An 18,044-nucleotide genomic window follows, 5' to 3' on the forward strand; every position below is an offset into this window, starting at 1 on the left:
ACCGGGGTGGGCACGACGCGGCACGGCAGGCGGCGGGCGGGGGCGACGGCCCTCGTGGCAGCGGTGGTCGGAGGGATGCTCGGCGGGGTGCCGGCCCAGGCCGCCCCGTCCGCGGACGACCCCGCCACGAACGGCGCGCAGGAGCGCGGCGCCGACCAGCGGCAGCCGTCGGTCTGGCCGCGCCCTCAGTCGCTGCGCGCCTCCGGCGAACGGCTCCCCCTGCCGCGGGAGGCCGTCCTGCTGGCCGGCGCCGGAGCAGACGAGGCGGCGCTGGACGCGCTGCGGGACGTCCTGCACGAGGCCGGCGTCCGCCGGGTGTCGGTCGCCGAGCCCGACGGCCCTGTGCCCGGGGACGCGCTGCCGGTCCGGGTCGGCGGCGCGGAGGCCGAACGCGCGCTGCGCGAGCTGGGCGCCGCGGAGCGCGGAGACCTGCCGTCCGGCGGCTACCGGCTGGCCGTGGGGCGCACCGGCGGCCGGGACACCGTCGCCCTCACCGGCACCGGGGCGGACGGGCTGTTCCACGCCGTGCAGACGCTGCGGCAGCTCGTCTCCGACGGCGAGGTGGCCGAGGCGGTCGTCCGCGACTGGCCGACGGCCGGCGTGCGGGGCACCACCGAAGGCTTCCACGGCGAGCCCTGGACCCGGGAGGAGCGCCTGGACCTGATCGACTTCCTCGGCCGTACCAAGCAGAACCGCTACCTCTACGCCCCCGGGGACGACCCGTACCGGCAGTCCCGCTGGCGCGAGCCCTACCCCGCGGGGCAGCGGGCGGATTTCCGGGAGCTGGCCGAGCGGGCCCGCGCCAACCACGTCGTGCTGGGCTGGGCCGTCTCCCCCGGGCAGTCGTTCTGCTTCGCCGACCCGGACGACCGCAAGGCGCTGCTGCGGAAGCTCGCCGCGATGCGCGCCCTGGGAATGCGCGCCTTCCAGTTGCGCTTCGACGACGTCAGCTACACCGAGTGGCACTGCGGCAAGGACTCCGAGACCTTCGGCACCGGGCCGGAGGCCGCGGCCACCGCGCACGCCCGGCTGGCCGGCGCGGTGGCCGAGTGGCTGGACGGGCAGCCCGGCGAGAACCCGCCGCTGTCGGTGCTGCCGACGGAGTACTACCAGGACGGCGAGACGGAGTACCGGACGGCGTTCGCCGAGCGGCTCGACCGGCGCGTGGAGGTCGCCTGGACGGGGGTCGGCGTGGTCCCGGAGACCATCACCGGGCAGGACCTGGCCGAGGCCGGCGAGGCGTTCGGCCGGCACCGGCTGCTGACGATGGACAACTATCCCGTCAACGACTTCGCGGGCGACCGGGTCTTCCTCGGCCCCTACACCGGGCGGGAACCGGCGGTCGCGGCCGGCTCTGCAGCCGTGCTGACCAACGCGATGAAGCAGCCGGCCGCCTCCCGGGTGCCGCTGTTCACCGCCGCCGACTTCGCCTGGAACCCGCGCGGCTACCGGCCGGACAACTCCTGGCAGGCCGCGCTGGACGACCTGGCGGGCAGCGACCCGCAGGCCCGCGAGGCGCTGCGGACCCTCGCCGCGAACGACAGCTCCTCCGTCCTGGACGGCACCGAGTCGGCGTACCTGCGCCCGCTGATCAAGGAGTTCTGGGCGGCCCGCGCCGCCGGGGACGGCGAACGGCTGGACGACGCGGCCGAGCGGCTGCGCGCGGAGTTCGGCGCGATGCGCGACGTCCCCTCGGCGCTGGACGAGGTGGCCGAGACCGGACTGGCGGCCGAGGTCGGGCCGTGGGCCGACCAGCTCGCGCGCTACGGAAGAGCCGGGGAGCACGCACTCCGCATGTTGCTCGCCCAGTCCGAGGAGGACGGCGCCGCCGCGTGGCGGGAGCAGTTGGCCGTGCAGCGGCTGCGCGAGACCGCGGCGGACAGCCCGGCGACGGTCGGTGAGGGGGTGCTCCCCGCTTTCCTGGAGCGGGCCGTGCGGACGTCCGACGCCTGGTCCGGGGTCGACGGCGACCGGGACCCGGAGCAGGACGGGCAGCAGGAGCGGAACGGGGAGCAGGAGCAGGGCGGGACGGGCGGCGCGGCGAAGGACGGCACCGACGGCTCGGGCGACGACGGCCGGGGGCCGCGTCCCGACGTCCGCGGCGGCCCGCCGGCCCGTTCCGGGTCTCCTGCCGCGGCCGCCGCCGACGGCGACTCCGGCACCGCCTACCGGGCCCGCAACGCGCCGCGGGACGGTGAGCAGGACGCCCTCACGGTACGGCTGCCGGAGCCGCGTCCGCTGGAGGCCCTGACCGTGCAGTCGCAGCCCGGCTCCGGCACCAGGGCCGCCGTCGAGGTGCACGAGCCCGGAAAGGGCTGGCGGCAGGTGGGGGAGCTGACCGAGGAGGGCTGGACCCAGGTCGGGGCCGGTGGGGCGAAGGCGGACGCGGTCCGGCTCGCCTGGCTGCCGGGATCGGCCGCGCCGGTGGTGCACGAGATCGTGCCCTGGTACGCGGACTCCCCCGGCGTCTCGCTGGCCGCGGCGCACAGCGAGGCGGACGTGGAGATCGGCGGCGATCCGGTGACGGTGCCGTTCCGGCTCACCGGCGGCCGTCCGGAGAACGTACGCGGGCGGCTCACTGTCGACGCACCGAAGGGGTTCACCGTGCGGGCGCCGCGCCGGGTCACCGTCTCGCGGGGCGCGGGCAGCACCGCGGAGGTGCGCATCAGCGCCGGCGAGGAGGTCGGCCCCGGCAGCCACCGGATCCGTGTGCGGTTCACCGGCGAGGACGGGGAGCGCCGGCAGGAGGTGCTCACCGTCCGCACCGGCCCGCCGACCGGGGGCCGCGACCTGGCGCCGGCGGGCCGGGCGGAGTCCTCCGGGGACGAGACCGCCGACTTCCCGGCCTCCGCGGTCACCGACGAGGATGCGGCGACGCGCTGGTCCTCCCCGGCGGAGGACGACGCCTGGGTGCAGGTGGAACTGGACCGTCCGGCCCTGGTGGGCGCGGTCGCGCTGCACTGGCAGGACGCGTACGCCGCCGGCTACCGCGTCCAGGTCTCCTCCGACGGCCGCCGCTGGCGGACGGCGGCGACCGTGCGGGAGGGGCGCGGGGGCCGGGAGACGGTGCGGCTGGACGCTCCGGACGAGGTCACCTACGTCCGGGTGCGCGGCGACCGCCGGGCCACCGAGTTCGGCTACTCGCTGTGGTCCTTGCAGGTCTTCCCCTCCGCGGCCGACGGTGACCGGGCGGAGGAGGACGGCCCGGAGGAGGAGCGGGACGGCGGCGCGGACGCGCCGGGCGGCGAGCGGGACGGCGGCGACCGCGGCCCGGACGGGGCCGGGGACGCGGACGGGGCCGGGGACGGCGCCCCGGGCCGCGACCCGGACCCGTCCGGGGAGCCGGGCCCCGGGAACGCGGACCCGGACCGCGACGCCGGGGTCACGCGTCCGGAAGCGCCGGGTCGGCCGTCCCCGGGGGAGACGGGTCAGTAGGGGCCTGTGCGGAGGCGGCGGTTCCCGGGGCAGGTGCGCCGGGGCCGCTGAACCCGATGTCGCTGCCCAGGTTGGCGATCACGCGGCGCAGTACTCTCACGGTGAGCACGTACTCCTCGTCGGTGATGCCGGCCCTGATCTCGGCGAGCGCCGCGGGGATGGACGCCCTCCGCAGCAGGTCGTTCACGGCGGCGCCCTCCTCGGTGGCGGTCAGCGTGCCGTCCGGGCGGGCGGCGAGCCAGCCGCGTTCGAGCAGTTCGTCGACGGCGGCGGCCACTTCGGAGACGTCCAGCCCGGGGCGTTCCCGCTGGATCGCGGCCACCAGTTCCGCCGTGGTGAACACCTCCGCGGCGCCCGCCACGCGAGAGAGCGCCCACCAGTGCCGCTGGGCCATGCCGTGTTCGCCCAGCACGCCGTTGAGGTGGCCGACGATGGCGGCGCCGGCCGTTCCCGTCCAGTAGCCCATCGGCTGGTCGAGCAGTTGGGCGTCGGTGAACTCCACGAGGTCTCCAGAGGTCGTTCGGATGCGGTGGAGACGAACGTAGAAGTTGAACAAGGAGTGAAGTCAACAGCGGGTGGGGCGGGGTACGGGACAGCCCTCAGGCGCTCACCCTGCCTTCGATCCGCGCGAGGTCGTCGTCCGCGCCGAACGGCTGCAGGTAGGGCAGCCAGCGCGGGTCGCGGTGACCGGTGCCGATGATCCGCCAGGCCAGGCCGGAGGGCGGCGCGGGCTTGTTCCGCAGCCGCCAGCCCAGCTCGGCGATGTGCCGGTCGGCCTTGACGTGGTTGCAGCGGCGACACGCGGCCACCACGTTCTCCCACGCGTGCTGACCCCCGCGGCTGCGCGGGATCACGTGGTCGACACTGGTCGCGGCGGCGCCGCAGTAGGCGCAGCGTCCGCCGTCCCGGGCGAAGAGCGCGCGGCGGGTGAGGGGAACGGGCCCCCGGTAGGGGACCCGCACGAAGCGCTTGAGCCGCACCACACTGGGCGCCGGCATGACGCGATGGGCGCTGTGCATCAGGGCGCCGGACTCCTCCAGGCTGACCGCCTTGTCGTTGAGGAGGAGAATGAGCGCGCGGCGAAGCGGTACGACGCCGAGCGGCTCGTACGACGCGTTGAGGACCAGGACATGCGGCACGGCGCCTCCTTGTACGTCTGCGGCGCGTGGCTCGCGCCGGGACGATCTCACCTCAGTGTGTCCCGGCCCCCGCCCGGTGCGCCACCACGATCGGGGAATGCGCGCCGGGTGTTTTCGGCCACACCCGTTTTTCCCCGCCAGGTCGGACGGCCGTGTCCCGCGCACCGCCGGGAGGGGCCCGTATCGCCCATTAGTGTGGGCGGGTGGAGACAGTGGACGACGCGCAGAAGCAGGCTGACCAGGCGGCGGGGTGGTTGCAGAGCAACTGGGAGGCCTGGCTCGGCGCCGGCCTGAGAATCCTGTTGATCATAGTGATCGCGCTGGTACTGCGCACGGTGGTCCGGCGGACGATCACCCGGCTGATCGTGCGGATGAACCGCGGACTGGTGGGCGCGTCGCCCGTCGGTCCGCTGGGGGGCCTGGTCGCCACCGCCGAGCGGCGGCGGCAGCGCTCGGAGGCCATCGGGTCCGTGATGCGCAGCATCGCCTCCTTCCTGATTCTCGGAACGGCGGCGCTGACCGTGCTGTCCGTGCTCAGCATCAATCTCGGTCCGCTACTGGCCAGCGCGGGCGTGGCCGGAGTGGCGATCGGGTTCGGGGCCAGGAACCTCGTCATGGACGTACTGACCGGGATGTTCATCCTGCTGGAGGACCAGTACGGCGTGGGCGACCGGATCGACGCGGGCCCGGCGACGGGCGCGGTGCTGGAGATCGGCCTGCGGATCACCAAGCTGCGCGGCGACGACGGCGAGATCTGGTACGTGCGCAACGGCGAGATCCGCCGGGTGGGCAACCTGAGCCAGGGCTGGGCCACCGCTGCGGTGGACGTGCAGGTCCGCTCGGACGAGGACCTGACCGAGGTGCGCGAGGTGATCGCTGCGGTCGGCAAGGAGATGTCCACCTCCGCACCCTGGGACGAGAAGCTGTGGGAACCGGTCGAGGTGCTCGGCCTGGACTCGGTGACCATGGACTCGATGGTCATCCGGGTCTCGGTGAAGACGATGCCCGGCCAGGGGAAGCCGGTGGAGCGGGAGTTGCGCTGGCGGATCAAGCTGGCACTGGACGCCCACGGAATCCGCATCGTCGACGACGAGGGGATCGCGCTGGGCAAGACCTCCCGGGCCGAAGCGCGCGGCCGAACCGACGGTGGCGCGGACAAGGCGGCGCGGCCGGACGCGGCACCGCGGCCGGTCGGCCCCCGCCGACCGGCCGCCGGCTGACCGGCCGGTGCCGCCCGCCGCCGACCGGGGCCCGCTCGTGGACCGGACCCGAGCCCGCACCCGGTCCCGCTCCGCGACCGGCGCCCCGGGCGGTCCGTTTCCGGTGGTCCGTCCGTTGACGTCCGTCCGCACGGGCCCTAATGTCACCCTGAGCAATAGGAAACATTCCTAACAGTAGAGGCGGGACATGGCCGGCACCACCCCCGGAACGCCGCGCGTACTGCGGGCGATGAACGACCGGGCGGCGCTGGACCTGCTGCTCGCCCACGGCCCGCTCTCCCGGAGCCGCATCGGGAAGCTCACCGGGCTCTCGAAACCGACCGCCTCCCAACTGCTGGCCCGGCTGGAAGCCGCCGGGCTGGTCACCGTCACCGGCGCCAGCCAGGGGCGGCCCGGGCCCAGCGCGCAGTTGTACGCGGTCAACCCGCGCGCCGCCCACGTCGCCGGGCTGGACGTCACCTCCGCCCGTATCCGGGCCGCCGTGGCCGACCTCACCGGCCACACCGTCGGCACCCACGAACTGCCCGCCGCCGGGCGGAGCCGCTCCGGCGAGGAGGCCCCCGGGCCGACCGGAACCTCCAGCACCGTGGACCGCGTCGTGGAGGCGCTGGACGGCGCGGTGAAGGCCGCCGGGCTGGTCCGGTCGGACCTCCACCGGGTGGTCGTCGGCACCCCCGGCGCCTTCGACCCGAGCACCGGCCGGTTGCGCTACGCCGCCCACCTGCCCGGCTGGCACTCCGCCACGCTGCTCGACGAACTCGCCGCCGCACTGCCCGTGCCGCTGGAGTACGACAACGACGTCAACCTGGCCGCCGTGGCCGAGCAGCAGCTCGGCGCGGCACGCGGGCACGAGGACTTCGTCCTGCTGTGGGACGAGGAGGGCGTCGGTGCCGCCGTGGTCCTGGGCGGCCGCCTGCACCGCGGCTGGACCGGTGGCGCCGGCGAGGTCGGCTTCCTTCCTGTACCGGGGGCGCCGCTGGTCCGGCAGGTCGCCAGGACCGGTGGCGGCGGGTTCCGGGAGCTGGTCGGCGCACACGCCCTGGTGCGCATGGCCAGGGAGAGCGGCCTGAGGCCGCCGTCCGGACCGGACGCCGAGGTCGCCGCTGCGCTGATCGCGGAGGCGGCCGGTGGCGGGCAGCCGGAGGACGGTCCGTACGGCGCGCTGCTCCACCGCCTGGCCACCGGGCTGGCCACCGGGCTCGCCGTGATCACCGCGGTACTCGACCCGGGGCTCATCGTGCTCTCCGGCGGCCTGCCCGCCGCCGGGGACGAGCGCCTGCGCGCCCTGATCCAGCAGGAACTCGCCGAACTCGCGGTGCCCGAACCGCGGCTGCTGCTCGGTGAGGTCACCACCGATCCGGTGCTCAACGGAGCGCTCCGGAGCGCCCTGGCCACCACTCGCGACGAGGTGTTCGACACCAGCCGCTGAGCCGCCCCGAGCCCGTCACCCCCGCGGGACCGCGCGACGCGGGGTGCGGCACCGGCGGGCGTCCCGCCCCCTCGCGTCCTCACCGAAGGCGCCGCGCCGACAGGAGCAACGTCCAGTGAAACTCGCAGTGGTAGGCGGAGGTTCGACCTACACGCCCGAACTCGTCGATGGATTCGCCCGGTTGCGGGAGACCCTGCCGGTCGCCGAACTGGTGCTCGTCGACCCCGCCGCCGACCGGCTCGAACCGGTGGGCGCCCTGGCGCGGCGGATCTTCGCCAAGCAGGGGCACCCCGGCCACGTCACCACCACCTCCGACGTGGACGTCGGCGTCGCCGACGCCGACGCCGTCCTGCTCCAACTCCGCGTCGGCGGGCAGGCCGCACGGCAACGGGACGAGACCTGGCCGCTGGAGTGCGGCTGCGTCGGGCAGGAGACCACCGGAGCCGGCGGGCTGGCCAAGGCGCTGCGGACGGTCCCGGTCGTCCTGGACATCGCCGAGCGGGTCAGGCGCGCCAACCCGGACGCCTGGATCATCGACTTCACCAACCCCGTGGGCATCGTCACCCGCGCGCTGCTGGAGGCCGGGCACAAGGCCGTCGGTCTGTGCAACGTGGCCATCGCACTCCAGCGGCGGTTCGCCGCGCTGCTCGACGTGCCGCCGTCCGAACTGCACCTGGAGCACTACGGCCTGAACCACCTCACCTGGGAACTGGGGGTCCGCCGGGGCGGCCCCGACGGCCCCGACGTGCTGCCCGGGCTGCTGGCGGAGCACGGCGGCCGGATCGCGTCGGACCTGCGGCTTCCCCCGTCCCTGCTGAGGCGGCTCGGTACGGTGCCCTCCTACTACCTGCGCTACTTCTACGCGCACGACGAGGTCGTGGAGGAGCTGCGCGGCAAGCCCTCCCGGGCCGCCGAAGTGGCCGCCCTGGAGCGCGAACTCCTGGAGAGGTACCGTGACCCGGCGCTCGACACGAAACCCGCGCTGCTCGAACAGCGCGGCGGTGCCTTCTACTCGGAGGCCGCGGTGGCGCTGGCGGCCTCGCTGCTCGGTGGCGCGGCAGACGGCGCTCCGGCGGCCGAAGGCGATATCCAGGTCGTCAACACCCGCAACAACGGGACACTGCCGTTCCTCCCCGACGACTCGGTGGTGGAGGTGCCCGCGCGGGTCACCCCCACCGGAGCGGCGCCGCTGCCCGCCCCGGCGTTCGACCCGCTGTACGCGGGGCTCGTCGCACACGTCACCGCCTACGAACGGCTGGCCCTGGAGGCCGCGCTGCACGGCGGCCGGGAGCGGGTCCTCCGTGCCCTGCTCGGCCATCCGCTGATCGGTCAGTACGCCCGTGCCGAGCAGTTGACCGACCGGCTGCTCGCTCACAACCGGGAGCACCTCGCGTGGCTCTGAACACCGGCCCGTCCACCGCCCGGCCCGAGGGCGACGGCACCGCCTCGGGCGCGGTGCTGGCCATCGACGCGGGCAACAGCAAGACCGACGTGGCGGTGGTGGCCGCCGACGGATCGGTGCGCGGAGCCGCCCGCGGCGGCGGCTTCCAGCCGCCCGCGGTCGGGGTGCGCACGGCGGTGGACGCCCTGGCCGGCACCGTGGTGCGGGCGCTGCGGGCAGCAGGGCGCCCGCCGGTGGACCAGGTGACCGCCTGCCTGGCCAACGCCGACCTCCCCCGCGAGGAGCGGGAGCTGACCGAAGCGCTGCGGGAACGCGCCTGGGGCGTGCGTACCGAGGTGGTGAACGACACCTTCGCCATCCTGCGCGCCGGGCTGCCCGACGACGGGTCCGTCCGGCACGGGGTGGCGGTGGTCTGCGGCGCCGGCATCAACTGCGTCGGACTGGCCGAGGACGGCCGCACCCACCGCTTCCCGGCCGTCGGGCAGCTCTCCGGCGACTGGGGCGGCGGCAGCGGGCTGGCCGCCGAGGCCCTGTGGTCGGCCGCGCGCGGCGCGGACGGGCGCGGACCCCGCACCGCCCTGTCCGAGGCGCTGCCCGCCCACTTCGGCCTGAACTCGATGGCCCGGCTCATCGAGGCGTTCCACCTGGGCGACCTCCGGAGGGAGCGCAGGCACGAACTCACCCCCGTGCTCTTCGCCGTCGCCGCCGGCGGCGACCCGGTGGCCCGTTCGCTCGTGGAGCGGCAGGCCGACGAGATCGTGGCACTCGCCGCGGTGTCGCTCGACCGGCTGGGGTTGCTGGGCGACCGCACTCCGGTGTTCCTCGGCGGCAGCGTCGCCGCGGCCCGGCATCCGCAGCTTCACGAGCGGCTGCTGGCCGAACTCGCCCTCCGCGTGCCGAAGGCCGTCGTCTCGGTGATCACCGCCCCACCGGTCCTCGGCGCCGGACTCCGAGGGCTGGACGGCCTGGCGGCACCGCCCGGCGCGTACGCCCGGCTCCGTGACCACTACCGTTCCCCCGCCGACCGGAGCTGAGGCCGCGGGCCGCCCCGCCCGTCCACGGGCCCCGCCCGGGCGGGGCCCGTGGACGGCTCCGGGACGGGCGGGCGTAGCCTCGCGAGATGTCCGCGACCTGGCCGTTCCTGCTGCTCCTCGGGAGCATCGTTCTGCTCGGCTCCGCGGTGCAACGGATGGCCGGCATCGGATTCGGGCTGGTGGCCGCCCCCGCGCTGGTGCTGCTGGCCGGACCGGCCGACGGCGTGACCCTGACGAACTGCGCCGGGATCGTCATCAGCGGCGTCGGACTGCTGGGGACGTGGCGGCGGGTACGGCTGCGGTCAATGGTTCCGCTGGTGGCCGCCGCGGCGGCCACCGTCCCGCTCGGTGCGGCCGTGGCCCGGCGACTGTCCGAACCCGCCCTGCTGCTCGGCGTCGGGGTGCTCATCACGGCGGCGGTGGCGCTGCTCGTCGCGGGCGCCCGGGTGCCCGCGCTGCGCGGCACCGGCGGCGCCGTGGCCGCCGGTGCGGCCAGCGGTTTCATGAACTCCTCGGCCGGCCTCGGCGGGCCCGCCGTCTCCCTCTACGCCGTCAACGCCGGATGGCCGGCACGTGAGTTCGTGCCCAACGCGCACTTCTACGGAGTGCTGGTGAACGCGTTCTCCCTCACCGTGAAGGAGCTGCCCGGCGCGGCCCCGGCCGTGTGGGCTCTGGGAGCGGCGGCGCTGGCCGCCGGGCTGGCCGCCGGGCACCTGCTCGCCGCCCGGACCCCGGAGGACCGGACCCGGCGCTTCATTCTGGCCGTGGCGCTGCTGGGAGGCGTCCTGGCCACGGCCAAGGGCGTCTGGGCGCTCTGACCTCGCCGCCCAGCCCCTCACGGACGCCCCGCTCGCACCTCCCGCCCCACCGTTCACCAGTCAGCCGCCCGCGGCCGGCCGGGATGCCACGGCCCCGGGAACCGGGCACCGCCCGGCGGGTGTGTCCGCAAGGGCAGGGGGACGCGCGGACGACGGACGGGTACGGCATCCGCCCGGAGCGTCCGCCGGGAGGAACCGGGCCGGGGCCGGGCCGCGGACGGACACCGAGCAGGCCGGGCGGGGACCGCGGACGAAGAGCGCGATCGGAACAAGATCCGTACCAAAGTGCTGTGCGGGCCCGGCCCGGCAGCCATACTGCTCAGGGTGGGGGTCGTTCCCGAAGGCGCGGGGCACGGCGTCCCGCCAGCGACCGAGGGGGAGGTCCGAAGCCTTGACACAGCCGCCGCCCGCGCAGACCACCGCTCCTCCCGACGCGCCCCCGGTGCCGCAGGCACCGGCGGTGCCCGCTCCGCCGGAGGCACCGCGGCGGAGCGCACGGGCCGAAGCCGCCGAGCGGTTGCGCTACGCCGCAAGCACCGAGCCGGGTCGACTGCGCGCCATCGGCGCCGCCCTGGTGGCGCTGATCCTGGCGTTCGGAGTGCTCACCGTCTGGCAGGTGTCCGAGCGCGCCGACGCCGCCGACGCCGTGATCGACGGCAGCCAGCCGCTGAGCGCCGACGCGGCGAACATCTACCGGTTGCTGGCCGACGCCAACACCACGGCGGCGGCGGGCTTCCTCGCGGGCGGCGACGAACCGGAGGACGTCCGGGACCGCTACCTGGACAACGTGGGCACCGCCGCCGAGCTGATCACCGACGCGGCCGGCAATGGCGCCGGCTCCCCCGCCGCCCAGGACCAGTTGACCGTCCTGAACGCCGCGCTCCCCCGCTACACCGGCCTGGTGGAGACGGCCCGGGCCAACAACCGGCAGGGCCTGCCGGTGGGCGGCGCCTACCTGCGCTACGCCAACGAGCAGATGCACGAGGAGCTGCTGCCCGCCGCGCGGTCCCTCTACGAGGCGGAGACCGCGCAGCTGGAGCGCGACCAGCGCGACGCGACGTCCTGGCCCTGGCTCGCACTCGCCGCCGGCCTCCTCGTCCTGGCCGCGCTGCTCCGGGCCCAGCGGCGCCACTTCCTGCGCACCAACCGGGTGTTCAACCGGGGCATGCTGGCCGCGACCGCGGTGGTCGCCGTGCTGCTGGTCTGGACGGCCGTGGGCCACGGCCTGGCCCGCTCCCACCTCGCCGGCTCCGACCGCGAGGCGGCCCAGTCGCTGCGCGCGCTCAACGAGGCACTGGTGGCCGCACTGCAGGCCCGGGGCGACGAGAGCATGACGCTGGTGGCCCGCGGGTCGGAGAGCGGCACCGCGTACGAGGACAGCTACCAGCTCGCCATGCGGAGGCTGTCCGGGAACGACCCGGAAGCCGCCGACGGCGGTCTGCTCCGGCGGGCGATGGAGCTGGCGGAGGACGAGGAGGGGCAGCAGCCGGTGAAGTCGGCGCTGCGCAACGCGGGGTTCTGGCAGTACCGGCACGGAGAGGTGCGCCGCTACGAGAACGCCGGCGAGTACAGCACCGCGGTCGCCCTCGTCATCAGCTCGAAGGGCACCACCGGAGAGACCTTCGACAAGGTGAACGAGGGCCTGCTCGAAGCCATCGCGCACGAGCAGCGGCAGTTCGACGCGGCGGCCGGCGCCGGGCGCGGCGCACTCACCGGGCTCGCCGGGGGTGCCGGGGCCGCCGCGCTGCTGGGGGCGGGCGGCGTCGTGTCCGGCATCGGCCGCAGGCTGTCGGAGTACCGGTGACGGGAGGACGGGACATGCGCACCGAACACGCCCGCAGGCGCTGGACGATCGGCTCGGCCGGTCTCGCGATGCTCCTCGCCCTCGCACTCGCCCTCCTTGTGCCCCCGTCCGGGCAGGACGGCGCCGGGGAACCGGAGCGTGCCTCGAAGCGGGCCCGCGCCGGACAGGTGCCGTCCGCTCCGGTGGAGCGGGAGTGCGAGGACGGCGAGCCGGCCGAGGCGGGCCTGCGTCCCTCCGAGGAGGCGGGGCCGGCGGTCCGCCGCATCCAGGAGAAGAAGCTGCTGGTCGTGGGGGTGGACCAGAACAGCTATCTGTGGGGCTACCGCAATCCGCACACCGGCGGGATCGAGGGGTTCGACATCGACCTCGTCGGGGAGGTGGCTCGCGACCTGCTGGGCCCGCAGGCCAGGGTCGTCTACAAGACCATACCGACCGACCAGCGGATCAGGGCGCTGCGCGACCGGGAGGTGGACATGGTCGTGCGCACCATGACGATCACCTGCGAGCGGCGGGCCGACGTGGCCTTCTCCACCGCGTACTTCGAGGCGGGGCAGCAGGTTCTCGCCCCCCGGCGCTCCCGGGTCCAGGGATACGACGCCTCCCTGGAGGGCAGGAGAGTGTGCACGGCCAACGGCTCGACGGGCGCTGCCGCGCTGGAGGAGGAGGACCATGGCGCCGAGGTGGTGCTGCTGCCGAGCCAACTGGACTGCCTGGTGCGGCTCCAGCTCGGCGAGGTCGAGGCGGTGGTGACCGACAGCGCGCTCGCCGCCGGGCAGGCGGCCCAGGACCCCTCCGTGCGACTGGTGGGCGAGCCCTTCACCGAGGAGTCCTACGGCATCGCCATGAACCTGGCGGACACCGATCTGGTGCGCAGGGTCAACCACGTGCTGGAGGAGTTCCGCGAGGGCGGCGGGTCGAGCCCGTGGCGCACCGCGTACGACACGTGGCTGGCGGACGTGATGCAACTGCCGGACGCACGGCCGCCGGAGGCGGTCTACCGGGACTGACGGACACCGGCGCTCCCGCCCCGGGAGCGGTGGGAGCGCGGCGGAGGACAGCGGGCGGCCGCGGCAGCAGAACGAGAGCAGTGAGGTGATCGATGGGGTCCGTCGGACCCACCGGACCGGCGATGAGCCGGGAAGAGGTGGACCGTGCGCTGGCACGGCTCGTCGCCGAGCAGGAGGCGATCGAGTCGTCCCTCCTCGCGCTCCAGGACCACGCCGGCCGGCGGCTGCTGGAGGGCGCGGAGCTGAGCGGCGCCACCAGGCACCGTTGGGCGTCGGCTGCGCAGACCATGGGGCTGTTGTGGGCCTGGTTCGAGACCTACTCCGAAGCGCTGGCGACGGCCGGGGAACTGCGGGGGCGGCGGCGCTGGCCGAACCGCGAGGAACTCGCCGAACTGACTGCCCTGCTGCGCGGACCGACGGTGACGCTGTCAGCCGGCCCGGCCGGCGATACCGCGGGCGGCCGGCTGTCCGAACGGCTGAGCCTGGAGGAGCTCGTCGAACGGATGAACACGGGTTACGCCCAGGCCCTTGACGTGGTGGCCGCGGCCGACTCGGTCTGGTCGGCTCTGCCTGCCCGGATAGACCTCCTGGCGGCGGAGCTGCGGCGGGTCCGCTCGCTCGCCCACTCGGTCGGGGTCCGCCCCGGCGAGCACCCTGCGGGCGACGACCTGGAGGGCATCACCGGCGAACTCGGCGCACTGCGTGCCGAGGTGATCAGCGACCCGCTGTCCTTCTGGACTCCGGCGGGCGGGAGCAGCGCGCCGGGCGGCGGGCGTCCGGATACCGCGCGCTACGACCGGGCGGCGCGGGCGCTGGAGGAGGTGCGCCGGGAGATCGACGCGGTCCTCGGCGTTCGGCAGGACGCCGAGCAGCGGCTGTTCCGGCTGCGCGACGTGCTGTCCCGGGCCGACCGGACGCTGGCCGAGGCCAGGCTGGCCCGCGGCGAGGTGCTGGCGAAGATCGCCTCGGTCGACGTGCCCGGCGTGAGCGGACCGCCCACCGCGCTGCACGAGCAGTTGGCGGCCGCCGCCGACTACCGCCGCCGCTCCCAGTGGCACCGGTTGTCGCCGCTGCTGGAACGACTGGAGCAGCGTGCGGACGAGGAACTGGTGCGGGCCCGGGAGTCGTTGTCGGAGGTGACGGCGCCGCTGGCGGTCCGCGCGGAGCTGCGCGGTCGGTTGGACGCCTACCGGGCGAAGATGGCGCGGCACCAACTGGCCGAGGAGCCGGAACTGGTGGAGCGCTACGACACCGCCCGCCGGATGCTGTGGAGCGCTCCGTGCGACCTGCGGGCGGCCGAGCAGGCGGTGCTGCGCTACCAGCAGGCGGCCTCCGAGGCGACAGCGGCAGCGGCGGGCCGGTCGGCCGAGGGCGAGTCCAAGGGGGGCCACCACGAATGAGCGAACAGCCGACGCGCTGCGAACGACCGGACTGCGAGGGCGCTTACGAGGATTTCGGGGACGGCACGCTCTACTGCGACAGGTGCGGCCTGTCCCCCGCCGTCTCGGTGCAGGGCGCGATCAGCTCGCTGCCGACCGGTATCACCCGCAGCGGCGGGAGGCGCGCCTCGGAGACGGCCGGGACCGGCGGCACCTCGGACTCCGGTGGTCCGCGGTCCTCGCACCGGCCGGTGTCCTCGGGGCTCTCCCCGTCCCGGGCCGGCCCGGCCTCCGGGCGTTCGGTCTCGGTGCGTAGCTCCGGCCGCAGCGGCCCCGTCTCCTCCGGCCGGAGCGGGCTGGGAGCGGGGCTGGTCACCGTACCGGAGGTGCCCCGGCCGGACCCTTCCACAGCCGTGCTCCAGAACCCGAAGGTGCCCGAGCGGCGGCGGTTCTGCAGCAGCGCCGAGTGCGGGAGCCCGGTCGGCCGGAGCCGCGGCGGGCTGCCCGGCCGGACGGAGGGCTTCTGCACGAAGTGCGGGCACCCCTACTCCTTCGTGCCGAAACTGAATCCGGGCGACTGGGTGAAGGGCCAGTACGAGGTGGTCGGCTGCCTGGCGCACGGCGGCATGGGCTGGGTGTACCTGGCCGTCGACCACCCGGTGTCCAAGCGTTGGGTGGTGCTCAAGGGCCTGCTGGACACCGGTGACCAGGACGCGATGGCGGCGGCGATCTCCGAACGGCGCTTCCTGGCACAGATCGGGCACGCGAACATCGTCCGGATCCACAACTTCGTCGAGCACCCCGACCACCGTACGGGCAGCCTTGACGGCTACATCGTCATGGAGTACGTGGGCGGCAAGTCGCTGAAGGAGATCGCCTGCGAGCGCCTCACCCCGGCCGGCCGGCGCGACCCGCTGCCGGTGGAGCAGGCCTGCGCGTACGGCATCGAGGCGCTGGAAGCGCTGAGCCACCTGCACAGCCGCGGACTGCTGTACTGCGACTTCAAGGTGGACAACGCCATCCAGCAGCAGGACCAGCTCAAGCTGATCGACATGGGCGCGGTCCGCCGGATGGACGACGACGAGAGCCCGGTCTTCGGAACCGTCGGCTACCAGGCGCCGGAGGTCGCCGAGGCCGGCCCCTCGGTGGCGTCCGACCTCTACACGGTGGCACGCACGCTGGCGGTGCTCAGCTTCGACTTCCAGGGCTACACCACCGTCTATGTGGACAGCCTCCCGGACCCGGAGAACATCGAGGTCCTCCGGGTCTACGAGTCGTTCTACCGGCTCCTGGTACGCGCCACCGACCCGGATCGGCACCGCCGGTTCGCCTCCGCGGACGAGATGGCGGAGCAGCTCACCGGCGTGCTGCGGGAGGTCGTGGCCCTCCAGTCCTCCCAGCCGCGGCCGGCTGTCTCCCGGCTGTTCGAGGCCGAGGTCCGCGTCGTGGACTCGGACCTGCTCGCCCCGCCGGACAGCGACCCCTCGCTGCTGGGAGCCCGGTCGCCGCGACGCGGCACGGCCCGGCGCTTCCGGCGCTTCCGGCAGGCGCTGCCCGAGCCGGGCGCCCTCGCCGCGCCGACTGCGGTGCCGGGCGGCAGCCTCGCCGGAGCCGGCGGCGCGGCCGCGGCGCACGTCTACCCCACGGCGGGCGCCCGCTACGGCCAGACTCCGGCCCACGTCCGGCTTCCCCACCAACTGCTGCGCCCGGCGGCCGAGTCCGCGTCCGGCACCGCCGCCGCGGCCGGTACCGGCCGCGCGGCGCTCGTCCCGCTGCGGGTACGGGACACGGCGCTGGCGCTGCCGCAGCCGCGGGTCGACCCCGCTGACCCGAACGCGGGGTTCCTCGCCGGTCTGACGACCGCCGGACCTGAGGAACTGCTGACGGCACTGCACGGCGCTCCCGCCGACTCCGTGGAGGTGCGGCTCAAGGCACTGCGCGCTCTCCTGGAACTCTCCGGCGAGCAGGGCCCCGAGCCAGCGGCGACGGCGCTGGCCGAGCTGGAGGACCGCCACCCCGAGGACTGGCGGGCGGTCTGGTGCCGGGGGCTGGCCGCGCTGGTGAACGGCGACCGCGAGACGGCCGCGCTGTCCTTCGACGCGGTGTACGACGCCTTTCCGGGTGAGCCGGCGCCCAAGCTGGCACTCGCCGTCTGCGCGGAACTGCTGGGCCAGTTGGACAACGCGGCCGAGTACTACCGGCTGGTGTGGTCCACCGACCCGAACCACGTCAGTGCGGCCTTCGGCCTCGCCCGGGCGCGGCTGGCCGCCGGCGACCGGGCCGGTGCCGTCGAGGCGCTGGACTCGGTGCCGTACACCTCCGTGCACTGCACCGCCGCGCGGGTCGCGGCGGCGCGGGCACGGCTGCGCCAGCGCCCCTCGGCGGAGCTGACACCCGACGACCTGTACGCCGCCGCCGCGGACGTCGAACGGCTCACCGAGGACGGGCTGGACGCGGCGCGGCGCGAACTGCTGTCGGCCGAGGTGTGGGGCAGTGCGCTTGACTGGATACTGGCGGGGCGCCACGGCGCCACGCCGGACCCCGGGCAGGAGGAGGCCGGGCTGCTGGGCCGCCCCCTGACCGAGGACGGACTGCGGCTGGGTCTTGAGCAGGCCTGCCGCAGACTCGCCCGGCTGGCAGCCACCGGGCCCGAGAGGAACGCGTGGGTGGAACGCGCCAACCGCTTCCGCCCCAGGACATGGGTGTGACGATGCCGCAGCTCGACCAACTCTCCGCCTGCCCCAGTTGCGCCGAACCGCTGGAGAGCGGCGACCGCTTCTGCGGAGTGTGCGGGACGGACCTGATGGCGGCCGCGGCCCCGGCACCCACCGGGCCGCCGCCGCCCGGACCACCACCGCCCCCGCCCGCAGGCCCGCCCGCGGGGCCGCCGCCCCCCGGCCCGGCGCCGCGCGCCGAGGACGCCCGCGCGGACGGCGCCGTACCGGGCGGACGGCATCCGGAGCCGCCGCAGGCCCCGGCCAGGCCGTCCGTCCCGCCGCCCCCCGGGCCCCCGCCTCCCGCGCCCGGGGCACCACCCGCGCCGCCGCCACCGGCGGACCCACCGACGGCCGCGCCGCCGCCACCGGCGCCACCGCCCCCCGCTCCGCTGGCGGCCCCGGGGCAGGACGGCGGCACCTCCGGCGGACCGGACACGGCGCGGGAAACGGCCCGCGGGTCGACGCAGGAGACGACCGACTTCCGCCTGTCGCCCCCGGACCCGCGGACGATGCCGCGTCCCCCGGCCGCGCCGCCCGGCCCGGGAGCCCCGAGGACGCCGGGCCGGGCTGGGTCCGCGCGCACTCCGGAGCCGACCGCGACGGAGACACCCACCGCACACCGTTGCGCGCACTGCCGCGCCGGTGCCATCGATCCGGACG

At 75.4% G+C, this 18,044-nt stretch carries 12 protein-coding genes; 10 read left to right on the forward strand and 2 right to left on the reverse strand.

All coding sequences use genetic code 11. The features are described from left to right. Positions 1 to 75 precede the first annotated feature (75 nt). The gene (locus H300_RS24925; RefSeq protein WP_078515735.1) at positions 76 to 3,435 is read left to right on the forward strand and encodes a glycoside hydrolase family 84 protein; all 3,360 of its coding nucleotides are present in this window, start codon (positions 76 to 78) and stop codon (positions 3,433 to 3,435) included. Here the strand turns inward: H300_RS24925 and H300_RS24930 are convergent. Next, positions 3,383 to 3,937 (reverse strand): hypothetical protein, encoded by a 555-nt coding sequence (locus H300_RS24930; protein ID WP_051269460.1) that lies wholly within the window; start codon positions 3,935 to 3,937, stop codon positions 3,383 to 3,385. The genes H300_RS24925 and H300_RS24930 overlap by 53 nt on opposite strands. 97 nt (positions 3,938 to 4,034) lie before the next feature. Next, positions 4,035 to 4,574 carry an HNH endonuclease gene (locus tag H300_RS0104605; RefSeq protein ID WP_028426501.1) on the reverse strand — a complete coding sequence of 180 codons (540 nt, stop codon included), beginning with the start codon at positions 4,572 to 4,574 and terminating at the stop codon, positions 4,035 to 4,037. 203 nt (positions 4,575 to 4,777) lie between these two features. Between H300_RS0104605 and H300_RS24935 the strand changes: the two genes are divergently transcribed. From H300_RS24935 to H300_RS24950, 9 genes are all read left to right on the forward strand, one after another. Then, positions 4,778 to 5,794 carry a mechanosensitive ion channel family protein gene (locus H300_RS24935; RefSeq protein ID WP_078515710.1) on the forward strand — a complete coding sequence of 339 codons (1,017 nt, stop codon included), beginning with the start codon at positions 4,778 to 4,780 and terminating at the stop codon, positions 5,792 to 5,794. Positions 5,795 to 5,981: 187 nt separating this feature from the next. Beyond that, positions 5,982 to 7,223 carry an ROK family transcriptional regulator gene (locus H300_RS0104615; RefSeq protein ID WP_028426502.1) on the forward strand — a complete coding sequence of 414 codons (1,242 nt, stop codon included), beginning with the start codon at positions 5,982 to 5,984 and terminating at the stop codon, positions 7,221 to 7,223. Positions 7,224 to 7,338: 115 nt separating this feature from the next. Further along, on the forward strand, positions 7,339 to 8,625 hold the full coding sequence (locus H300_RS0104620) for a 6-phospho-beta-glucosidase (protein ID WP_028426503.1): 1,287 nt from the start codon (positions 7,339 to 7,341) through the stop codon (positions 8,623 to 8,625). Further along, a complete protein-coding gene (locus tag H300_RS0104625) occupies positions 8,622 to 9,659 on the forward strand; it encodes a BadF/BadG/BcrA/BcrD ATPase family protein (RefSeq protein ID WP_051269520.1) in 1,038 nt (345 codons plus the stop codon). The genes H300_RS0104620 and H300_RS0104625 overlap by 4 nt, the downstream gene beginning before the upstream one ends. A gap of 86 nt (positions 9,660 to 9,745) precedes the next feature. Further along, positions 9,746 to 10,477, forward strand: coding sequence for a sulfite exporter TauE/SafE family protein (locus tag H300_RS0104630; RefSeq protein WP_028426505.1), 732 nt, complete (start codon positions 9,746 to 9,748; stop codon positions 10,475 to 10,477). Positions 10,478 to 10,868: 391 nt separating this feature from the next. After that, positions 10,869 to 12,281 (forward strand): hypothetical protein, encoded by a 1,413-nt coding sequence (locus H300_RS0104635; RefSeq protein ID WP_028426506.1) that lies wholly within the window; start codon positions 10,869 to 10,871, stop codon positions 12,279 to 12,281. A gap of 14 nt (positions 12,282 to 12,295) precedes the next feature. Next, on the forward strand, positions 12,296 to 13,288 hold the full coding sequence (locus H300_RS0104640) for a glutamate ABC transporter substrate-binding protein (RefSeq protein ID WP_051269462.1): 993 nt from the start codon (positions 12,296 to 12,298) through the stop codon (positions 13,286 to 13,288). 92 nt (positions 13,289 to 13,380) lie between these two features. Then, on the forward strand, positions 13,381 to 14,688 hold the full coding sequence (locus H300_RS24940) for a hypothetical protein (RefSeq protein ID WP_051269464.1): 1,308 nt from the start codon (positions 13,381 to 13,383) through the stop codon (positions 14,686 to 14,688). Further along, positions 14,685 to 17,375: a tetratricopeptide repeat protein gene (locus H300_RS24950; protein WP_028426508.1), complete on the forward strand. Its 2,691-nt coding sequence runs from the start codon at positions 14,685 to 14,687 to the stop codon at positions 17,373 to 17,375. Before H300_RS24940 ends, H300_RS24950 begins: the two co-directional genes overlap by 4 nt. Positions 17,376 to 18,044 lie beyond the last annotated feature (669 nt).

Source organism: Streptomyces sp. TAA040 (assembly GCF_000424845.1).

Coding starts and splice junctions, on each gene's coding strand:
- H300_RS24940 (WP_051269464.1), top strand. CDS start 13,381: ATGGGGTCCGTCGGACCCACCGGACCGGCGATGAGCCGGGAAGAGGTG.
- H300_RS0104640 (WP_051269462.1), top strand. CDS start 12,296: ATGCGCACCGAACACGCCCGCAGGCGCTGGACGATCGGCTCGGCCGGT.
- H300_RS0104615 (WP_028426502.1), top strand. CDS start 5,982: ATGGCCGGCACCACCCCCGGAACGCCGCGCGTACTGCGGGCGATGAAC.
- H300_RS24950 (WP_028426508.1), top strand. CDS start 14,685: ATGAGCGAACAGCCGACGCGCTGCGAACGACCGGACTGCGAGGGCGCT.
- H300_RS24925 (WP_078515735.1), top strand. CDS start 76: ATGCTCGGCGGGGTGCCGGCCCAGGCCGCCCCGTCCGCGGACGACCCC.
- H300_RS0104630 (WP_028426505.1), top strand. CDS start 9,746: ATGTCCGCGACCTGGCCGTTCCTGCTGCTCCTCGGGAGCATCGTTCTG.